We start from the raw sequence: 19235 nt of genomic DNA, 5'->3' as shown, positions 1-19235 counted from the left end.
CGGGGGGCTTGGCCACCCGCTTGAAATAAGGCATAAAAACGCCAATTCAACGTCCGGGAACCCGAAGCCAGTCGATAGAGTTCAACCGCCAAAGGTCTCAGACGCATTGCGGCGTTTTTCTGCCTCGATTGTCATCCAAAAGCCCGGCTTCGTGAACTGTTCCGACGACTGCGGTCTGCCTGAGCGATCCATCAACCACATTTGAACCGAGATTCAATCCTTCATGACGCTGCATGTCCCATCGCGCGACCTCGAAACCAAGCAGATCGATCACAACGATTCCATCAGATCTGCCTATTTCACCATCGAGGAATTGCAGGAGAGCGCGGCTTCGCTCGCGCTGAACGGCGCTGACGAACTACCGGGGTTGATCGACTTCGATTTCTTCGCCCGCCACAAGGAGAACGAGCGGGAAATCCTGCGCGTCTACAGAGCCACAGCCGCTGATGTCGAGGCCGGCGCCACCATCACGCCGGCGGCCGAGTGGTTGCTGGACAACCACTACGTCATCGAAGAGGCCATTCAGGAGGTCCGCCGGGACTTCCCGAAGAAGTTCTACCGGCAACTGCCCACGATGAAGGTCGGTTCGCGCGAGATCCCGCGCACCATGGCCATGGCCTGGCTCTATGTTGCCCACACCCATTCCACCGTCAGCCAAGAAAGCATGACGGCGCTGGTCGACGGTTATCAACGACACCAGACGCTGGAGATCGGCGAGCTTTGGGCGCTCCCCTCGATCGTGCGTTTCGTACTGGTTGAAAACCTTCGGCGCATTTCGACGCGCGTAGATCGCTCACGCCGCATGCGCGGCAAGGCAAACGAGGTCGCCGACGAAATCATCCGCCTCAACGACCCGGTCGCGGCCGCCGCCTATCTGCGCCAGATCGAGCCACTGGCGGACGACAATACCTTCGCCACCCAATTCCTTTATCGTCTGCGCAACGGTTCGCAGAATACGAGTTTTGCCGTCGAATGGCTCGAAGGCCGGCTGGAAGCTGCAGGGCGGACCGCACAAGAGGCGATGGACGCCGAGCACAATCGCTTGTCCTCCGGCAATGTCACGATGGGCAACATCGTGCGCGGCTTGCGCGAGATCGACGACAAGGAATGGTCGGTCTGGGTGGAAGAGGTCAGCCAGGTCGACCACATCCTTGGTCAGCACACGGACTACCGCGAGCTCGATTTCGGTTCGCGCAATGCCTATCGCAACACCATCGAAAAGCTGGCCCGCCGGTCTGACCTCAGCGAAATCGAGATTGCCCAGACCGCCATCGACCTGGCAACGGCAAGCGCTGGGCCAGATGGCAAGCTCGACGTCGGAAACTATCTCGTCGGTTCGCATCGGGAGGAGCTTGAGGCGGCCATCGGTTACCGCGTGCCCGTCTCCCGCATTCTGACCTCCGCCATCAGGTCTCTGAACTGGCTTTCGATTGCAGCTCCGGTAATTGGCCTGACCATCGCGGCACTGGCAATCATCGGACACTTCCTCGGTCAGGCTGGGGTCTCGACGCCCCTGATCTTCGTGTTGCTGGTCATGGTTTCGCTGCCCGTATCCGAAGGAGCAACGGGGCTGTTCAACACCCTGATCACCTTCTTCATGAAGCCGACGCGGCTGACCGGCTACGAGTTCAAGCAGGGTATTCCGGAAGAAGCCCGCACGCTGGTCGTCGTCCCCTGCATGATTTCCAAGCGTGACGACGTTGACGAACTGATCCGCAATGTCGAAGTGCACCACCTGACCAACCCGCACGGCGAGATCTATTTCGCCCTGCTGAGTGACTGGAAGGACAGTCAGGTCGAAGAGACGCCTGCCGACCTCGAAGTTCTCGACTATGCGAAACGCGAAGTCGCACAGCTGAACAGCCGCTATAACCAGGACGGCAAGACGCGTTTTTATCTCCTGCATCGCCGCCGCCTCCACAATCCGGCCGAAGGCTGCTGGATGGGTTGGGAGCGCAAGCGCGGCAAGCTGCACGAGCTGAACCTCCTACTGCGGGGTGACCGCGACACATCCTACCTGCCGGGCGCCAACATGGTGCCGGAAAATGTCCGCTACGTCATGACGCTGGACGCAGACACCCGGCTGATGCGCGATGCCGTGACCAAGCTAGTCGGCAAGATGCATCATCCGATCAACCGCCCGGTCATCGATCCCAAAAGTGGGCGCGTCGTCAGCGGTTATGGCGTTCTTCAGCCGCGTGTCACACCGTCGCTGACCACTGGCAAGGACGCCTCCGTCTTCCAGCGCATCTTCTCGATGAACCGCGGGCTTGATCCTTACGTCTTCACCGTTTCCGACGTCTATCAGGACATCACGGACGAAGGCACCTTCACGGGTAAGGGTCTGTACGACGTCGACGCCTTCGAGACCGCCATCAAGGGCCGCATCGACGAGAACTCCGTGCTCAGCCATGACCTGCTGGAAGGCTCGTTTGCGCGCTGCGCGCTCGTGACCGATGTCGAACTGGTCGAAGACTTCCCGACCCGTTACGAAGTGGAAAGCTCGCGCCAGCATCGCTGGGCACGCGGCGACTGGCAGCTGTTGCCCTATATCGGCGATCCCAGCCGCGGCATCACCGCGCTCGGTCGCTGGAAGATGATCGACAACCTGCGTCGCTCGCTGACTCCGATCGCATGGTTCATGGCGTCCGTTCTCGGCTGGGCCACCATGGAGCCGGTGGGCGCCACGATCTGGCAATTGCTGTTGATCTTCAGCCTCTTCGTTGCCCCGACGCTCTCGCTCCTTTCCGGTATCATTCCGCGCCAGACCGACATCGTGCCGGCGGCCCATTTCCAGACCCTCTGGTCGGAAGTGCGCTCGATCAATGCACAGGTTGCGCTGCGCATCGTCTTTATTGCCGACAATGCCTGCATGATGGCCGATGCGATCGCACGTTCGCTGTACCGCATGTTGGTCAGCCGCAAGCTCCTGCTCGAGTGGCGCACGGCGGCCAGCGTCCAGTCGGCCGCTCAGGGCTCGATCGCGTCCTATTACCAGAGCATGCGCCATGCGCCGATCCTCGCCATCCTTTCGGTCGGGGTTGCTGCCTTGCCAGGCGGTTACGGCTATCTGATCGGCCTGCCCTTCGCGCTTCTCTGGGTCCTGTCTCCCATGGTCGCCTGGTATGTCAGCCAGTCGGCGGAAACCGAAGACAGCCTTGAAGTCCCGGACCACGTCTCTGCCGAACTGCGCAAAATCGCGCGGCGGACCTGGCGCTATTTTGAAACCTTCACCACCGCCGGCGACAACTACCTTCCGCCGGACAACTTCCAGGAAACGCCGGAACCTCTGGTCGCCCACCGCACTTCGCCGACCAATATCGGCGTGTACCTGCTCTCCGTTGTATCCGCCCGCCACTTCGGCTGGCTGAGCTTCGAGCAGACCATCGAGCGCATGGAGCAGACGATTTCCACCATCGACCGGATGGAGAAGTATCGTGGCCATCTCTACAACTGGTATTATACGGACACCCTGAAGCCGCTGGGCCCGCGTTACATATCGGCAGTCGACAGCGGTAACCTCGCCGGTCATCTGATCGCAATCGCATCCGCCTGCCGCGAATGGGCAGAAGCCCCGTCTGCGCATCTGCAAGGCAATATCGACGGCATTGGCGATGTCGGCGGCATTCTGTTCGAAGTCCTGGAAAAGCTGCCCGACGACCGCAAGACCGTTCGCCCTCTGCGTCGTCGCCTGGAAGAGCGCATCATCGGCTTCAACACTGCGCTGGCTGCCGTCAAGCGCGAGCACGAATTTGCCTCCATCCGCATCATCAATCTCGCGGTGCTGGCGCGCGACGTGCAGAAGCTTGCCGCCAACCTGCATCACGAATTGCGCTCGGACCAGAGCGCCGAAGTTGTCCGGTGGACGGAGTCGCTGGTCTCGGTCTGCGAAGCCCATATCGCCGACACCAGTTTCGACCTGTCGAACATCGATCCACTGCGCCAGCGCCTCAGCCAGCTTTCCGAGAAGGCTCGCGGCATCGCATTCTCGATGGACTTCACCTTCCTCTTCCGGCCCGAACGGCGCCTGCTGTCCATCGGCTACCGCGTCGACGGCCGGGAACTCGATGAAGCCTGCTATGACCTTCTGGCATCCGAATGCCGCCTGACCAGCCTCTTTGCAATTGCAAAGGGTGATCTGCCGACCGAACACTGGTATCGCCTCGGCCGTCAGGTCGTGCCGATCGGCGCCCGCGCCGCCCTGATCTCCTGGTCGGGTTCGATGTTCGAATATCTGATGCCGCCGCTCGTCATGCAGGAGCGTCAGGGTGGCGTGCTGAACCAGACCAACAATCTTGTGGTCGTCGAGCAGATGAATCACGGCCGTCGCCTGAACATCCCCTGGGGCATCTCGGAAGCGGCGTTCAACGCCCGCGACCATGATATGAACTACCAGTACACCAACTTCGGTGTCCCGACGCTCGGCCTCAAGCGTGGTCTCGGCCAGAACGCCGTCATCGCGCCCTATGCCTCGATTCTGGCCAGCCAGTATTATCCGGAAGCTTCGCTGGAAAATCTGCAGCGGCTGCGCAAGCTCGGCGCGCTCGGTGCCTACGGCTTCCACGATGCCGTCGACTTCACGCCAACCCGTCTGCCCGACGGCAAGAAATGTGCGGTCGTCTACAACTACTATGCCCACCACCATGGCATGTCGATCGCGGCCATCGCCAACGTCGCCTTCAACGGACGCCTGCGCGCCCTCTTCCATGCCGATCCGGTGATTGAGGCTGCCGAACTGCTGCTGCAGGAAAAGGCCCCGCGCGAAATCCCCGTGATGAGCGCGAAATACGAGCCGCAGACGCCGGGCAAGGGCCAGGCAGACCTGCTGCGCGCCGAAATCCGCACGATCAACGATCCTGCCACAAAGGACCGCGAACTCGTCTTCCTGTCGAACGGCCATTACTCGGTCATGCTGACGGCAACGGGTTCCGGTTTCTCCCGCTGGAACGGCCAGTCGGTCTCCCGCTGGAAACCCGATCCGACGGAAGATCGTTGGGGTACTTTCCTCTTCCTGCGTGATATGGCGAGCAATCAGTGGTGGTCGGCAACGGCTGCCCCGCGCCGTGCCGAGGACGAGAAGAGCAAGGTCATCTTCGGTGACGACAAGGCCGAGTTCTTCAAGACCGTCGGCGACATCGCAACCACCCTGGAATGCATCGTCGGCACTGAACATGATGCAGAAGGGCGCCGCCTGACCATCCTCAACACCGGAACCGAGGACCGCTTCATCGAAGTGACCTCCTATCTTGAGCCGGTGCTGGCCTATGACGACACAGACAGCGCCCATCCCCTGTTCTCGCGCATGTTCGTCAAGACCGAATTCGGCCGTCGACGCGATGTCATCCGCGCCGAGCGCAACAAGCGCAGCCCGGGCGATCCGGATATGTGCGTCGCCCACCTCGTGGTCGACAGCGCCGGTCAGGGCCGCCCGACCGAATTCGAGACGGACCGTCGCCGCTTCCTCGGCCGTGGTCGGACACTCGGCGAAGCGGCTGCCTTCGATCCGGGCTCTACCCTATCCGGAACCGAAGGCTTCACCCTCGATCCGATCCTCAGCCTGCGCCGCGTCGTGCGTGTACCGGCGGGCAAGAAGGTCTCCGTCATCTTCTGGACAATGGCAGCTCCGAACCGCGAAGAGATCGACAAGGCGATCGAACGTTATCGCCACCCGGACGCCTTCAGCCATGAGCTGATCCATGCCTGGACCCGCACCCAGGTCGAGCTGCGCCACATTGGCATCACCTCGCAGCAGGCTGCCGCCTTCCAGCATCTCGGCCGTTATCTGGTCTATCCGGACACCCATCTGCGAGCTGATCCGGAGACGGTCCGCAAGGGCCTCAGGTCGCAGTCGGCGCTCTGGCCAATGGCGATCTCGGGCGACCACCCGATCTTTGCCCTGCGCATCAACGACGACATGGACATGGACATCGCCCGCGAAGCGATGAGCGCGCTTGAATATCTGCGCCGTCGCGGCGTGGTCGCGGATCTCGCGATCATCAACGAGCGCGCCACCTCCTATGCGCAGGATATGCAGCACGCGCTCGACCATCTGGCCGAGAACCTGAAGCACCGTCTGCCGCCAGGCCGTCCGCATGTCTTCACTGTCCGCGATGACCTGATGGACGAAGGCGCGACACTTGCATTGCTCGCAGCCGCCCGCGTCGTGCTGCACACCCGCAATGGCAAGATCGTCGACCAGATCAACCGCGCCGTCTCGCTGTTCGCGGCACCGCGCGCCGCCGACAGCGACGGCGACTGGGCAGGTCTGCCGCCCACCTTGTCGGCACCGGTATCGGAAGCAGCCGCGATTGACGGCAGCAATCTCGACTTCTGGAACGGTACGGGAGGCTTCTCCAGGGATGGCGGCGAATATATCGTCCGCCTGTCCGGAACAGCCGCGACACCGCAGCCCTGGATCAACGTAATCACCAACGAGCAGTTCGGTTTTCACGTTTCGGCCGAGGGTGCAGCCTTCACCTGGAGCCAGAATTCGCGTGACTACCAGCTGACACCCTGGACGAATGACCCGGTCGTCAATCGCCCCGGCGAAGCCTTCTATGTCACCGATCTTGGGACTGGCCGTTCCTATGCGACTGTCAGCGCACTGAATGCCGATCCGGCGGCACAGTTCGAAACCCGCCATGGCCTGGGTTATTCGACATTCGCCAGCACTCATGATGATCTCGAAATCGAGATGACCCAGACGGTAGATCGCAATCGGCCGGTCAAGCTGGCCAAAGTCCGGGTGAAGAACGCCAGCGATGCCGCAAGAACCTTCCGGGTCTACGGCTATGCAGAATGGGTCCTCGGCAACAATGCAGCCCGAACGGCGCCCTTTGTTCTGTCGTCCTACGACCCAGAGACCGGGGCGCTGCTGGCCTCAAACCCTTACGAGATCAACTATCCGGGCCGCTTCGCCTTCCTCGCTGGCCCTGATCAACCCATCGGCTACACAACCAGCCGCCGTGAGTTCATCGGCAGAAACGGTTCGATCAAGCTGCCACAGGCGGTTGCCCGCCTGTCGAAACTGTCCGACGTGGTCGACAGCGAGAGCGACCCGTGTGCTGCGCTCGCTTTCGACATCGAACTGGCACCTGGCCAGTCGCGCGAACTGACCTTCTTCCTCGGTGAGACCGACACTATGGAGGGGGCGATCGACCTCATCAAGCAGGTCCGCACAACCGGGTTCAAGACCGTGCTTGAGGAGAACAGCACCTTCTGGAAGGGCGTTGCAGGCCAGGTCTCGGTCCAGACGGGAGACAAGGCCTTCGATCACCTGGTCAACGGCTGGCTGCCCTACCAGGCACTCGCCTGCCGTATCTTCGCCCGTGCCGGCTTCTATCAGGCAAGCGGCGCCTATGGCTTCCGCGATCAGCTGCAGGATACGCTTGCGTTCCTGCTGACGGATCCAAAGCTTGCGCGCCGGCAGATCCTCAACGCCGCCTCCCGGCAATTCCCGGAAGGCGATGTGCAGCATTGGTGGCTGCCGCGCACCGGCGCCGGCGTCCGCACCATGATCTCCGACGACGTGGTGTGGTTGGCCTATGCCATCGACCAGTATGTCGCGGCGACCGGCGACGAGACCATTCTCGATGAGGAACTCGCCTTCATCGAGGGTGCCGCCCTCGAAGCCGGACAGCACGATTCCTTCTTCCAGCCCGGCACCTCCGAAACCAAGGTCAGCCTTTACGAACATGCAGCCAAAGCGCTCGACCTCGCTGTCGAACGCACCGGTGAGCATGATCTGCCGCTGATCCTCGGCGGCGACTGGAATGACGGCATGAACCGGGTTGGCATCGAAGGAAAGGGCGAAAGCGTCTGGCTCGGCTGGTTCCTCGCCAGCACGCTCACCAACTTCCTGCCCTATGCCGACAAGCGCCGCGACAAGGAACGCCGCCAGCGCTGGGCCGCCCATGTCGATACGCTGAAGGCGGCGCTCGAAACGGTGGGCTGGGACGGCACGCATTATCGGCGCGGCTATTTCGACAACGGCGCACCGCTTGGCTCGAATGAATCACTCCAGTGCCAGATTGATTCTCTGGCCCAGTCCTGGAGTGTACTCTCGGGTCTCGGCGATCAGGAGCATACGGCGAAAGCCCTGGATGAAGCCGTGTCACGCCTTGTGGATGAGAAACACGATATCGTTCGCTTGTTCACACCGCCCTTCGAGAAATCGACGCTCGATCCGGGATACATCGGCGCGTACCCGCCGGCCGTACGTGAAAACGGTGGCCAGTACACCCATGCGGCCATCTGGCTCGGCCTGTCACTGCTGAAGGCGGGCCGCATTGCGGACGCCTGGCGCGTCTTCACGATGCTCAATCCGATCAACCACGCGCTAGATGCTGACGCAGCCGAGCGCTACCGGGTCGAGCCCTATGTCGTGGCCGCAGACATCTACGGCGGCGAGGGTTATGCCGGGCGTGGCGGTTGGACCTGGTATACGGGATCTGCCGGTTGGCTTTACCGCTTTGCGGTCGAAGGCATCCTCGGCGTCACCCGCAAGGCCGGTGCCATCCATGTTGATCCCGCCCTGCCGGACCATTGGCAGGGCTACAAGTCGACGGTCTCCTTCGATGGCCGTCAGGTGGAGATCGACGTCAAGCGGACGGCGAGTGGCTACGATATCACAATCGACGGTGAACCACAGCCGACGGAAACGGTTGCCGCGACGCCTGCAAAGCCAAAGAAAGCCACGCGCCGTCCCAAGACGACGTAAAGCCAACCATTGAACGAAAACGAAAAGGCCTCGCCGGGATCATCCGGCGAGGCCTTTTGCGTTTTGATGTAGGTCACTGACCCAGTCTATCAGGCGGAATAGACGATCAGCAGGTCCTTCGCGTCGATCTGGTCACCGATCCGCACCAGGACTTCCGAAATGGTGCCATCGCGATCGGCATGCAGCGCCGTTTCCATTTTCATGGCTTCGATCGACAGCAGCACGTCACCCGACTTCACGGCCTGACCCGCGGCGACGGCAACGGTCGAGATGACGCCGGGCATCGGCGCACCCAGATGGGCAGCGTTAGCAAGATCCGCCTTACGGCGGACGGCAGCACCCGAGGCACCATGGACGCGATCCGGCACCTTGATGCGGCGCGGCTGGCCGTTCAGTTCGAAGAACACGGTGACCATACCCTTGTCGTCGGTGTTGCCGATCGCCTGGTTGACGATGACAAGCGTCTTGCCCTTTTCCAGGTCGAGGAACAGTTCTTCGCCAGCCGGCAGGCCGTAGAAGTACTGCGGCGTCGGAATGACCGAGACCGGACCATAGGTGTCGGCCGCGAGCGCATAGTCGGTGAAGACCTTCGGATACATCAGGTAGGAGGCGAATTCGAAGTCGGAGACCTCGCGCCCGATCTTCTCCTCGATCACTTTGCGCTCGGCATCGAGATCGGCATCCGGCAGAAGCGAACCCGGCACGGCCGTATAGGCTGCGTCGCCCTTCAGAGCCTTCTTTTGCAGCGCTTCCGGCCAGCCGCCCGGGGGCTGACCGAGATCGCCCTTCAGCATCGACACGACGGAATCCGGGAAGGCGATGTCCTTGGCCGGGTTCTCGACATCGGCCACCGACAGATCCTGACTCACCATCATCAGTGCCATATCGCCGACCACCTTCGAGGACGGCGTGACCTTGACGATATCGCCGAACATCTGGTTGGCGTCGGCATAGGCCTGTGCCACCTCGTGCCATCGGGTCTCCAGGCCCAGCGAACGGGCCTGCTCCTTGAGGTTGGTAAACTGGCCACCCGGCATTTCATGCAGGTAGACTTCGGACGCTGGACCCTTCAGATCGCTTTCGAAGGCCGCATACTGGGTACGCACCGCCTCCCAGTAGAACGACAGGCGACGGATCCAGTGCGGGTCGAGGCCCGGATCGCGCTCGGAACCGCGCAGCGCTTCCACGATCGAACCGAGGCAGGGCTGCGAGGTGTTTCCGGAGAAGGCGTCCATGGCGGCATCGACGGCATCGACGCCGGCATCAACAGCCGCAAGCACCGTCGCAGCCGCAATGCCCGACGTGTCATGCGTGTGGAAATGGATCGGCAGGCTGGTCGCCTCGCGAAGCGCCTTGAACAGCACCTTGGCGGCCGCCGGCTTCAGCAGGCCTGCCATATCCTTGACGGCGATGATATGCGCGCCGGCCTTTTCCAGGTCGGCAGCCAGTGCGGTGTAGTATTTCAGGTCATACTTCGGACGAGCCGAATTGAGCAGGTCGCCGGTGTAGCAGATCGCCGCCTCGCAGAGCTTGTTCTCTTCCGCCACCGCATCCATCGACACGCGCATGTTGTCGACCCAGTTCAGGCAGTCGAAGACACGGAAGAGGTCGATGCCGCCCTTCGCCGCCTGGCGAACAAAGTACTTCACGACATTGTCGGGATAGTTCTTGTAGCCGACGCCGTTGGCGCCACGCAGCAGCATCTGGAGAAGCAGGTTCGGCGCGCTTTCACGTACCAGAGCCAGGCGTTCCCACGGATCTTCCGTAAGGAAACGCATGGACACGTCGAAGGTGGCACCACCCCAGCATTCCAGCGACAACAGTTCCGGCAGTGCGCGGGCATAGGTGCCAGCGATCTGCGCGATGTCGTGGGTGCGCATGCGGGTTGCCAGCAGCGACTGATGCCCGTCGCGCATCGTCGTGTCGGTCATCAGCACGCGCGTCTGGCTGCGCATCCATTCACCGAATTTCTTCGGACCGAGCTCATCGAGCAACTGCTTGGTGCCCGACGGGATCTGCTTGTCGATGAAGGGAATGACGGGTCTTGCCGCATCTTCCGGCGGCTTCGGGCGTCCCTTCACTTCCGGGTGACCATTGACGGTCACATCGGCAAGATAGGTCAAAAGTTTCGTGGCACGGTCCTGACGCTTGACCTGCTGGAAAAGCTCCGGCGTCGTATCGATGAAGCGCGTCGTGTAGGAATTGTCCCGGAAGCTCGGGTGACCGATGATCGCCTCGAGGAAGGTCAGGTTGGTCGCGACGCCGCGGATACGGAACTCGCGCAATGCGCGGTCCATACGGCTGATCGCCTCCTGCGGGGTGCTGCCGGAGGCTGTGACCTTGACCAGAAGCGGATCGTAATAGCGCGTGATGATCGCGCCGGAATAGGCTGTGCCGCCGTCGAGACGGATGCCGAAGCCGGCCGCCGAGCGATAGGCGGTGATGCGACCATAGTCCGGGATGAAGTTCTGCTCCGGATCTTCCGTGGTGATGCGGCACTGCAGAGCATGGCCGTTCAGCCGGATATCCGATTGATGTGGAACGCCGGATTCCGGCGTGCCGATCGCAAAGCCATCCAGAATATGGATCTGCGCCTTGACGATATCGATGCCCGTCACGACTTCGGTGACGGTATGCTCGACCTGGATGCGCGGATTGACCTCGATGAAGTAGAATTTGCCGGTATCGGCATCCATCAGATATTCGACCGTGCCGGCACCGACATAGTTGGTCGCCTTGGCGATCCTCAGCGAATAGTCCGCCAGTTCCTGGCGTTGCACGTCCGACAGATAGGGTGCTGGCGCACGCTCAACCACCTTCTGGTTTCGCCGCTGGATAGAGCAATCACGCTCGAACAGGTGAACGGCGTTCCCGTGGGTATCGCCGAGGATCTGGCTTTCGACATGTCGCGCGCGCTCGACGAGCTTCTCAAGATAGACTTCGTCCTTGCCAAAGGCAGCCTTTGCCTCGCGCTTGGCCTCCGTCACCTCGCGCAGCAGGTCCTTCGGGTCGCGAATGGCGCGCATGCCGCGCCCGCCGCCGCCCCAGGAGGCCTTGAGCATAACCGGGTAGCCGATCTCTTCGGCAAGGCGATGGATCTCGGCCTCGTCGTCCGGCAGCGGATTGGTCGCAGGAACAACGGGAACGCCGACTGAAATGGCCAGATTTCGGGCGGCAACCTTATTGCCAAGCTGGCGCATGGTTTCGGCTCGAGGTCCGATGAAAATGATACCTGCATCGTTGCAGGCCTCTACAAATTCGGGACTTTCAGAAAGAAGGCCATAACCCGGGTGAATGGCATCAGCCCCGGAAAGTTTCGCAACCCGGATGATTTCCTCGATCGACAGATAGCTTTCGATCGGTCCGAGATCCCGTGCCAGATGCGGACCGCGCCCGACCTGATAACTTTCGTCCGCCTTGAACCGATGCAGCGCGAGTTTGTCTTCTTCGGCCCAGATGGCGACCGTTTTCAGGCCCAGCTCATTGGCCGCACGAAAGACACGGATGGCGATTTCCGAACGGTTGGCGACAAGGATCTTGGATATTGGCAATTCGATCTCCCCAAACGACATGCCAGGGCATTGTGCACCTGCGAACAAAAGTCATAGCGCGTTGTTTTAGGAAGTTCAATTTCCCTTGATCGAAGCCAATAAAAATCCCGAATCGTCAGGTCACAAGCCCAAGTCTGAAGGACAGGGCAACCACGTGCTGACGATTTTTGGCGTTCAACTTGTCCTGAATGCCGTTCATGTACCAGTCGACGGTGTGGTTTGAGATCTTCAGAATTCGGCTGATCTCGTTTGATGTCAAACCATCAGCAAGATAGTTCAGAACTTCCATCTCCCGACGTGTCATCCGCGTATCGACAGGCTTGGTGATTTCCGCCAGGTCACCATGCTTGTACTCAAGCAGACGCCAGAAAGCCTTTTTGGCAACCGCGTCGAAAAGGCTGATCTCGATCGGCGACAGATCGATCGGCTTGCCGCCAACGGTCATGTTGCCCATCAATCCGCCACGCCCATGGACGGGGAAAATATAGCCGTCCGTCAGGCCGTAACGCACGCTATCGGACAGCATACGCTCCATGCGCTTGCGATGAGGGTCAGAACGAAACGCATGCAAAGCATCGCGCCAGCGAAAGCCACCTCTCGCCTGACCAAGATAACGAATGGTGGGGTCGATCAACACATATTTCTTGGCAATATAGAGTTGCGGCCAGCCATCGGGCCAATGACCTGCCAGCACCAATTGCATGGGGTTTTCATCCGGTTTGGGCTGGCGAACAATTCCGTAGTATTCGAAGCCATACGAACGGACGAGCTTTTCGAGTTCCGACACGATATCGGAAGCAGAACGGCATTCGTCGATGACGACCAAAAAATGCAGCAACTGGTTTATATTCACCAATCCCCCCCAAAAGATAAGCACTGAAATAACATTAAAAAGCCACGAGCGAACGCTTTGTCGAATGCCGGATGCAATATGAGCGCTCATTGTCAAAATGAGCCCGATGAAGTTTAAAACTGAGCGCTTGAATCTTGCAACCATTAGTGTGTCAAATTCCTGTTTGTCAGACAGTATCTTGCGCACGGCCTTCCTCGGCGTTAGGCAGTCGAGGCTTCGCTACCCGATGCGGTAGCGACATGGTAAATCCCAGCATTGGCGCGTGCCGCGCCAGCCGGAGGTAATTGCGTGTCCCTGCTCCAGGTTTACTTCAAAGCATTGAAATATCTCGCGACCTACAGGCTTCGCGTATCCCTGGTCGTGATCGCGAACATTGTGTTGGCCGCCGTCACCATCATTGAGCCGATCCTGTTCGGACGGATCATCGATGCGATCTCGGAGAAACGGGACGCAACTCAGATCCTGATCCTGTGGGGATGCTTCGGAGTCTTCAACACGGTCGCCTATGTTCTGGTCGCACGCCAGGCCGATCGCTTGGCGCATGGTCGTCGTGCGGACCTGCTGACGGAATCGTTCGCCAAGATCATTTCGATGCCGCTGAGTTGGCACCACAAGCGCGGCACGTCGAATGCCCTCCATACGCTGCTTCGCGCCGGCGAGACCCTCTTCGGTCTCTGGCTGGAATTCATGCGCACACATTTGGCAACAGCCGTCGCCCTGACGCTGCTGCTACCGACCGCCTTCTCCATGGACATGCGCCTGACCTCGGTTCTGGTGGTCCTTGCCATCCTCTATGTCATCATCGGGCGCACAGTGATGGTGAAGACGAAGGAGGGCCAGGCTTCGGTCGAGGGTCACTACCATACGGTCTTTTCCCATGTGAGCGATTCGATCAGCAATGTTTCAGTGCTGCACAGCTACAACCGGATCGAGGCCGAGACTCGAGCGTTGAAGGAATATACGACGAAGCTGCTGTCGGCCCAGTATCCGGTCCTCGACTGGTGGGCGCTGGCCGGCGCGCTCAATCGCATTGCCTCGACGCTTTCGATGCTGGTTATCCTCGTGATCGGAACCCTGCTTGTTCAGCGCGGTGAACTGAAGGTGGGCGATATCATTGCCTTTACCGGCTTTGCCGGCCTGCTCATCGCCCGCCTCGACCAGATGATCACCTTCGTCAACCAGATCTTCGAGGCTCGCTCGAAGCTCGAAGACTTTTATCTTCTGGAAGATGCTGTCCAGGAGCGGGAAGAGCGCGCCGGCGCAACCGAACTCAAAAATGTGCGTGGCGATGTCGAATTCCGCGACGTGTGTTTCGATTTCGCGTCGACCACGCAGGGTGTCCGGGACGTGTCCTTTGCCGTGAAGGCGGGGCAGACGGTGGCGATTGTCGGTCCGACAGGTGCCGGCAAGACCACGCTGATCAATCTGCTGCAGCGGGTTCACGAGCCGCAGTCCGGGCAGATTCTGGTCGACGGGCAGGACATTTCCAAAGTGACCCGCAAGTCGCTCCGCCACGCCATCGCAACCGTTTTCCAGGACGCAGGCCTGCTCAACCGCTCGATCAAGGACAATATCCGTCTGGGTCGCGAGGACGCGACCGAGGAAGAAATCATCCAGGCCGCCGAGGCAGCGGCCGCGACCGACTTCATCGAAAGCCGCATGATCGGCTACGACACCCATGTCGGCGAACGCGGCAACCGCCTGTCGGGCGGCGAACGCCAGCGTATCGCGATTGCCCGGGCGATCCTCAAGAACGCGCCGATCCTGGTGCTCGACGAAGCAACCAGCGCGCTCGACGTCGAGACCGAGGCACGCGTGAAGGAGGCGATCGACCGGCTGCGCAAGAACCGCACGACCTTCATCATCGCCCACCGGCTCTCGACGATCCGCGAGGCCGACCTCGTCGTCTTCCTCGACCACGGCAAGGTCATCGAAATGGGCAATTACGACCAGTTGAGTGCGCTTGGCGGCCGATTCAGCTCGCTGCTTCGGACCAGTGGCCTGCTCAAGGAAGAGCCAAGCCCAGCCATTTGAGGTCGGCTTGATCGCTCAGAGCGTATCGAGCGTCTCCAGCAGTCGGACGGCATGTTTGCGGATCGCGTCCTGCTTGAACGGGTCCATTCGGCGCCAAGTCGCGTACATGTTGGAAAGGCGTGGATTGCGCCCCAGCTTTTCCGTGTTGCGATCGAGAAAATCCCAGTAGAGGGCGTTGAACGGGCAGGCCTTCGGCCCGGTTGTCAGCTTGGGATCGTAACGACAGTCACCGCAGAAATTGCTCATCCGGTCTATGTATTTGCCGCTTGCGGCATAGGGCTTGCTCGCCATGACCCCGCCGTCACCATAAAGCGCCATGCCGAGCGTGTTCGGCAATTCGACCCATTCATAGGCATCGGAATAGACGGCGAGATACCAGTCGCAGACCTCTGCCGGATCGATCCCGGCGAGCATCGCGAAGTTGCCGGTGACCATCAGTCGCTGGATATGATGCGAATAGGCATGTTCAATCGTGTCCCCGATCGCACCCCGTATGCAGGCCATGTCAGTCTTTGCCGTCCAGTACATCTGCGGCAGCGGGCGGGAGGCCGAGAGATGGTTCAAGCCCGCATAATCGGGCATCTCCGTCCAATAGATGCCGCGCACATATTCGCGCCAGCCGAGGATCTGCCGGATGAAACCCTCAACCGCATTGAGCGGCGCCCGCCCCTCGAACCAGGCTGCCTCGGCCCTGCGAATGACATCAATCGGCAAAAGCAGTCCGGCATTGATGTAGGAGGAGATCAGGGAATGGTAGAGATAGGGCTCGCCCTTGACCATCGCGTCCTGGTAGTCGCCGAAGTTGGGCAAGATCTCGTCGATGAACTGCTGCAATTCCATCTCCGCCTGATCAGCGGTCACGGCAAAATGGAAGCTATCGAGCGAACCCATGTGGCCGGCAAAGCGCTCGTCGACGAGCGCCAGCACCGAGTTCGTGATGGCGTCCTTGGCATGGCTGATCCGCTTGGGCCCTTTCAGCCCAGCAGCTGGCGGCTTGCGGTTCTCGGAGTCAAAATTCCACTTGCCGCCAACAGGATCGTCACCCTCCAGCAGCACCCGGTGACGCCGGCGCATGTCGCGATAGAAGTACTCCATGCGAAGCTGCTTGCGACCCTTGCGCCAGGTGTGGAAGTCCTCGATCGAACAGAGGAAACGATCGTCTTCGCGGATCTCGACCGGCACACCGAGATCCGTTTCCCAGCCCCGCATCTCCTCGGCCAGACGCCATTCCCCGCATTCCGTGGTGATGACAGCAGAGGCACCGCTCTCGGCAAGGGTACGGGCCAGTTCGCCTCTGAGGCTCTGCGTATTCTGGGAATCATCCAGCGTAACATAGCGGACGCAAAAACCCTTCTCCTGCAACTCTTCGGCAAAGTGCCGCATCGCGGAAAAGAGAAAGGCGATCTTCTTCTTGTGATGCTGCACGTAGGTCGCCTCGCTCATGACTTCCGCCATCAGCACCAGCGAGGTTTCCGGATCGGCATCGGCAAGCGCAGAAAGCAAATGAGTAAGCTGGTCACCGAGAACCACATGGATGCGCGATGCCTTCACCATTCGATCGGCTGGCCGTCATAGGCAAAGAAACCACCGGTCTGCGCCGGCTGCAGGCGATTGAGCACCGAAAGCATCATGGCTACACTGTCTGCCGGGTGGATCTTGTCATGCGTCTTGGAGAAGCCGCCGGAAAATCCGGTATCGACGGAGCCGGGATGCAAAGCGACGACCACGCTTTTTGGTCTGAGACGGGCAATTTCAATCGCCGAGGTGCGGGTGATCTGGTTCAGAGCCGATTTCGCCGAGCGATAGGAGATCCAGCCGCCAAGCTTGTTATCGCCGATAGAGCCGACCCGTGCCGACAGCGTGGCGAACACGCTCTTGCCTTCGTTGGAAAGAAGAGGCGCGAAGTGTTTCAGCGCCAGCGCCGGGCCGATTGCGTTCAGCGCAAACTGCGCCGCCATCACATCCGCCTGGATCGCCTTGATGGTCTTTTCCGGCCCGTTGCCATTGATGACAAGCGCACCCGTCGCACAGAGGATGAGATCGAATTTGTAGCCTGCTTCCGAGAACCGGGCTGCCGCAGCGCCGACAGACACATCGTCCGTGATGCCGAACCCGTCGCGGCTGCGCGACAGTTCGACTACACTGCCGCAGGAGGGGTCGGCCTTGATAGCGGCGGCAAAGGCGCCACCAATACCGCCGCTCGCCCCGAGGACAAGCGCACGGTAGCCGGGATTGAGCGACGTCATTCCGGAAAAATCGGACATCTGGATCTCCTGCAGGTCTGTGCTACCCATTACGGCAGGCAGCCAAACCGGATCAGGCACAGATTGTCTCAGAGGCGCTCGATGGTGCCTTCGAAGGCGGGCATCTGACCCGGATCGATGTCCATCAACCGGCAGACAAGGCCGGCAATCTGGATCTGCTGCGACAGGGCCGCTTTCTCGATCCGGAAGCCCACCGTGTAGAAGGGCACTTCCGTTTCCTCCGGTGTCGGCCCTGCATGATTGCCGTCATCCCCCATGCCGTGATCGGCCGTCACGATGACGCTGTAACCGGCCTCGACCCAATCCGGTACATGCCGTGCAAGCAGATCGCCCTGCATGCGGGCGGCATTGCGATAGCCGATGCTGTCGCCCCCATGCTTGTGGCCGGCATCATCGACATTCATCGGATGCAGGAGGAGAAAATCCGGCGATTTCGACCGGAGCAGCCATTCGGCATCGGCAAAGAGATGGCTGTCGGGATAGGCATCATCCCAGTAGAAGACGCCATGGGTGATATCGCCGGTGCGATCGACGAGAATGCGGTCGCGATACCGGTCGAACGGGCAGGACACATAAAGCTCCGACACCCAGTGATAGGCGGCCGCAGCCGTCACGCCACCTTGGGCCCGAACCCGCGCAAAGAGATTGTCACCCACCGAGCGACGCACGACGCCATTGCTCACCACGCCATGGTCGACGGGCTTGCGCCCCGTCAGCAAGGTCTCATAGAGCGGCCGCGACATGGCTGGCAACTCGCAGGTGAGCTTGCGCACATCGGCCCGGCCTGCAGCCACGAGGCTTTCCATATAGCCGAGACAGGTGCGGGCCACGTCGTGACGCAGCCCGTCGAGAACGATCAGGATCACTTTGTTCATGGCGCGCAACTTGCCACGCCGCGCGCCAAAGGCAAGGCCGAGTTAGAGGATCGGCTTGCCGCCGGTGACCGCGATCGTCGCACCCGACACATAGCTGGAGAGCGGATCCGCGAGCATCACATAGGCCGTCTGCAATTCCGCCGGCTGGCCGGGACGCTGCATCGGCACCTGCTTGCCGAAGTTCTTCACCTTGTCCTCCGGCATCGTTGACGGAATGAGCGGCGTCCAGATCGGACCGGGTGCCACGGCATTGGCCCGGATTTTCTTCTCTGCCAGCATCTGCGCAAGCCCAGCGGTAAAGTTCTGGATCGCACCCTTGGTCGTCGCATAGGCGAGAAGATGCGGGCTGGGACTGTCGGAATTGATCGACGCCGTGTTGATGATCGAACCGCCGTTTTTCATATGCGGCACAGCAGCCTTGGTCAGATAGAACATCGCATGGATATTGACGCGGAAGGTGAGTTCCCACTCCTCATCCGGGATTTCAGTGATGTCCTCGAATGTCGCCTGATGGGCAGCATTGTTGACAAGAATGTCGACGCCACCGAGTTCGCGAACCGCCGTGTCCACAATCTCGCGGCAATGATAGGCATTCTGGATGTCGCCGCGCACCAGGACGGCTTTGCGACCGGCCTTTTCCACCCAACGCGCGGTATCCTGTGCGTCCTCGTCTTCTTCGATATAGGAGATCAGGACATCGGCACCTTCCCGCGCATAGGCAATGGCAACCGCGCGCCCGATCCCGCTGTCGCCTCCGGTAATGATGGCCTTCAGGCCCTCGAGCTTTCCGGAGCCCTTGTAGCTTTCCTCGCCATGGTCGGGCCTTGGATTCATGTCTGCGGTTCGGCCCGGCATCGGGACCTTGTCCTGCGAAAACGGAGGCGTCGGATAATCGGCCATCTTGTCTGTCTCCTCGTGTGGGTTCGAGGGTCAAACCGG

8 protein-coding genes are annotated in these 19235 nt (G+C 60.6%); 2 read left to right on the top strand and 6 right to left on the bottom strand.

From position 1 onward, the window contains the following. Window positions 1-223 precede the first annotated feature (223 nt). Window positions 224-8719, top strand: a complete 8496-nt coding sequence (locus tag DFO46_RS18180) for a glucoamylase family protein (RefSeq protein WP_120278467.1) — start codon at window positions 224-226, stop codon at window positions 8717-8719. A gap of 89 nt (window positions 8720-8808) precedes the next feature. Here the strand turns inward: DFO46_RS18180 and pyc are convergent, their stop codons facing one another. Both pyc and DFO46_RS18170 read right to left on the bottom strand, forming a co-directional pair. After that, the gene (gene pyc / locus DFO46_RS18175; protein ID WP_120278628.1) at window positions 8809-12270 is read right to left on the bottom strand and encodes a pyruvate carboxylase; all 3462 of its coding nucleotides are present in this window, start codon (window positions 12268-12270) and stop codon (window positions 8809-8811) included. A gap of 115 nt (window positions 12271-12385) precedes the next feature. After that, the gene (locus DFO46_RS18170; RefSeq protein ID WP_120278627.1) at window positions 12386-13123 is read right to left on the bottom strand and encodes a LuxR family transcriptional regulator; all 738 of its coding nucleotides are present in this window, start codon (window positions 13121-13123) and stop codon (window positions 12386-12388) included. A gap of 288 nt (window positions 13124-13411) precedes the next feature. Here DFO46_RS18170 and DFO46_RS18165 point away from each other — a divergent pair, with 288 nt between their 5' ends. Then, window positions 13412-15157 (top strand): glucan ABC transporter ATP-binding protein/ permease, encoded by a 1746-nt coding sequence (locus tag DFO46_RS18165; protein ID WP_120278466.1) that lies wholly within the window; start codon window positions 13412-13414, stop codon window positions 15155-15157. Between the two features lie 15 nt (window positions 15158-15172). Here the strand turns inward: DFO46_RS18165 and DFO46_RS18160 are convergent, their stop codons facing one another. The 4 genes from DFO46_RS18160 to DFO46_RS18145 form a co-directional block, all read right to left on the bottom strand. Further along, entirely contained in the window at window positions 15173-16711 is a 1539-nt protein-coding gene (locus DFO46_RS18160; RefSeq protein WP_120278465.1) for a cryptochrome/photolyase family protein, read from the bottom strand. After that, complete coding sequence (locus tag DFO46_RS18155) at window positions 16705-17421, bottom strand: SDR family oxidoreductase (protein ID WP_120278464.1); 717 nt, start codon at window positions 17419-17421, stop codon at window positions 16705-16707. The genes DFO46_RS18160 and DFO46_RS18155 overlap by 7 nt, the downstream gene beginning before the upstream one ends. 68 nt (window positions 17422-17489) lie before the next feature. After that, complete coding sequence (locus DFO46_RS18150; protein ID WP_120278463.1) at window positions 17490-18296, bottom strand: alkaline phosphatase family protein; 807 nt, start codon at window positions 18294-18296, stop codon at window positions 17490-17492. A 42-nt stretch (window positions 18297-18338) separates the two neighbouring features. Next, on the bottom strand, window positions 18339-19196 hold the full coding sequence (locus DFO46_RS18145) for an SDR family oxidoreductase (RefSeq protein WP_120278462.1): 858 nt from the start codon (window positions 19194-19196) through the stop codon (window positions 18339-18341). Between the last annotated feature and the right edge of the window lie 39 nt (window positions 19197-19235).

The sequence above is a fragment of the Rhizobium sp. AG855 genome (assembly GCF_003610655.1).
Classification (GTDB): domain Bacteria; phylum Pseudomonadota; class Alphaproteobacteria; order Rhizobiales; family Rhizobiaceae; genus Allorhizobium; species Allorhizobium wuzhouense.
The sequence above is the reverse complement of the archived record's forward strand: the minus strand, read 5'-3'. Positions and strand labels throughout refer to the sequence as shown.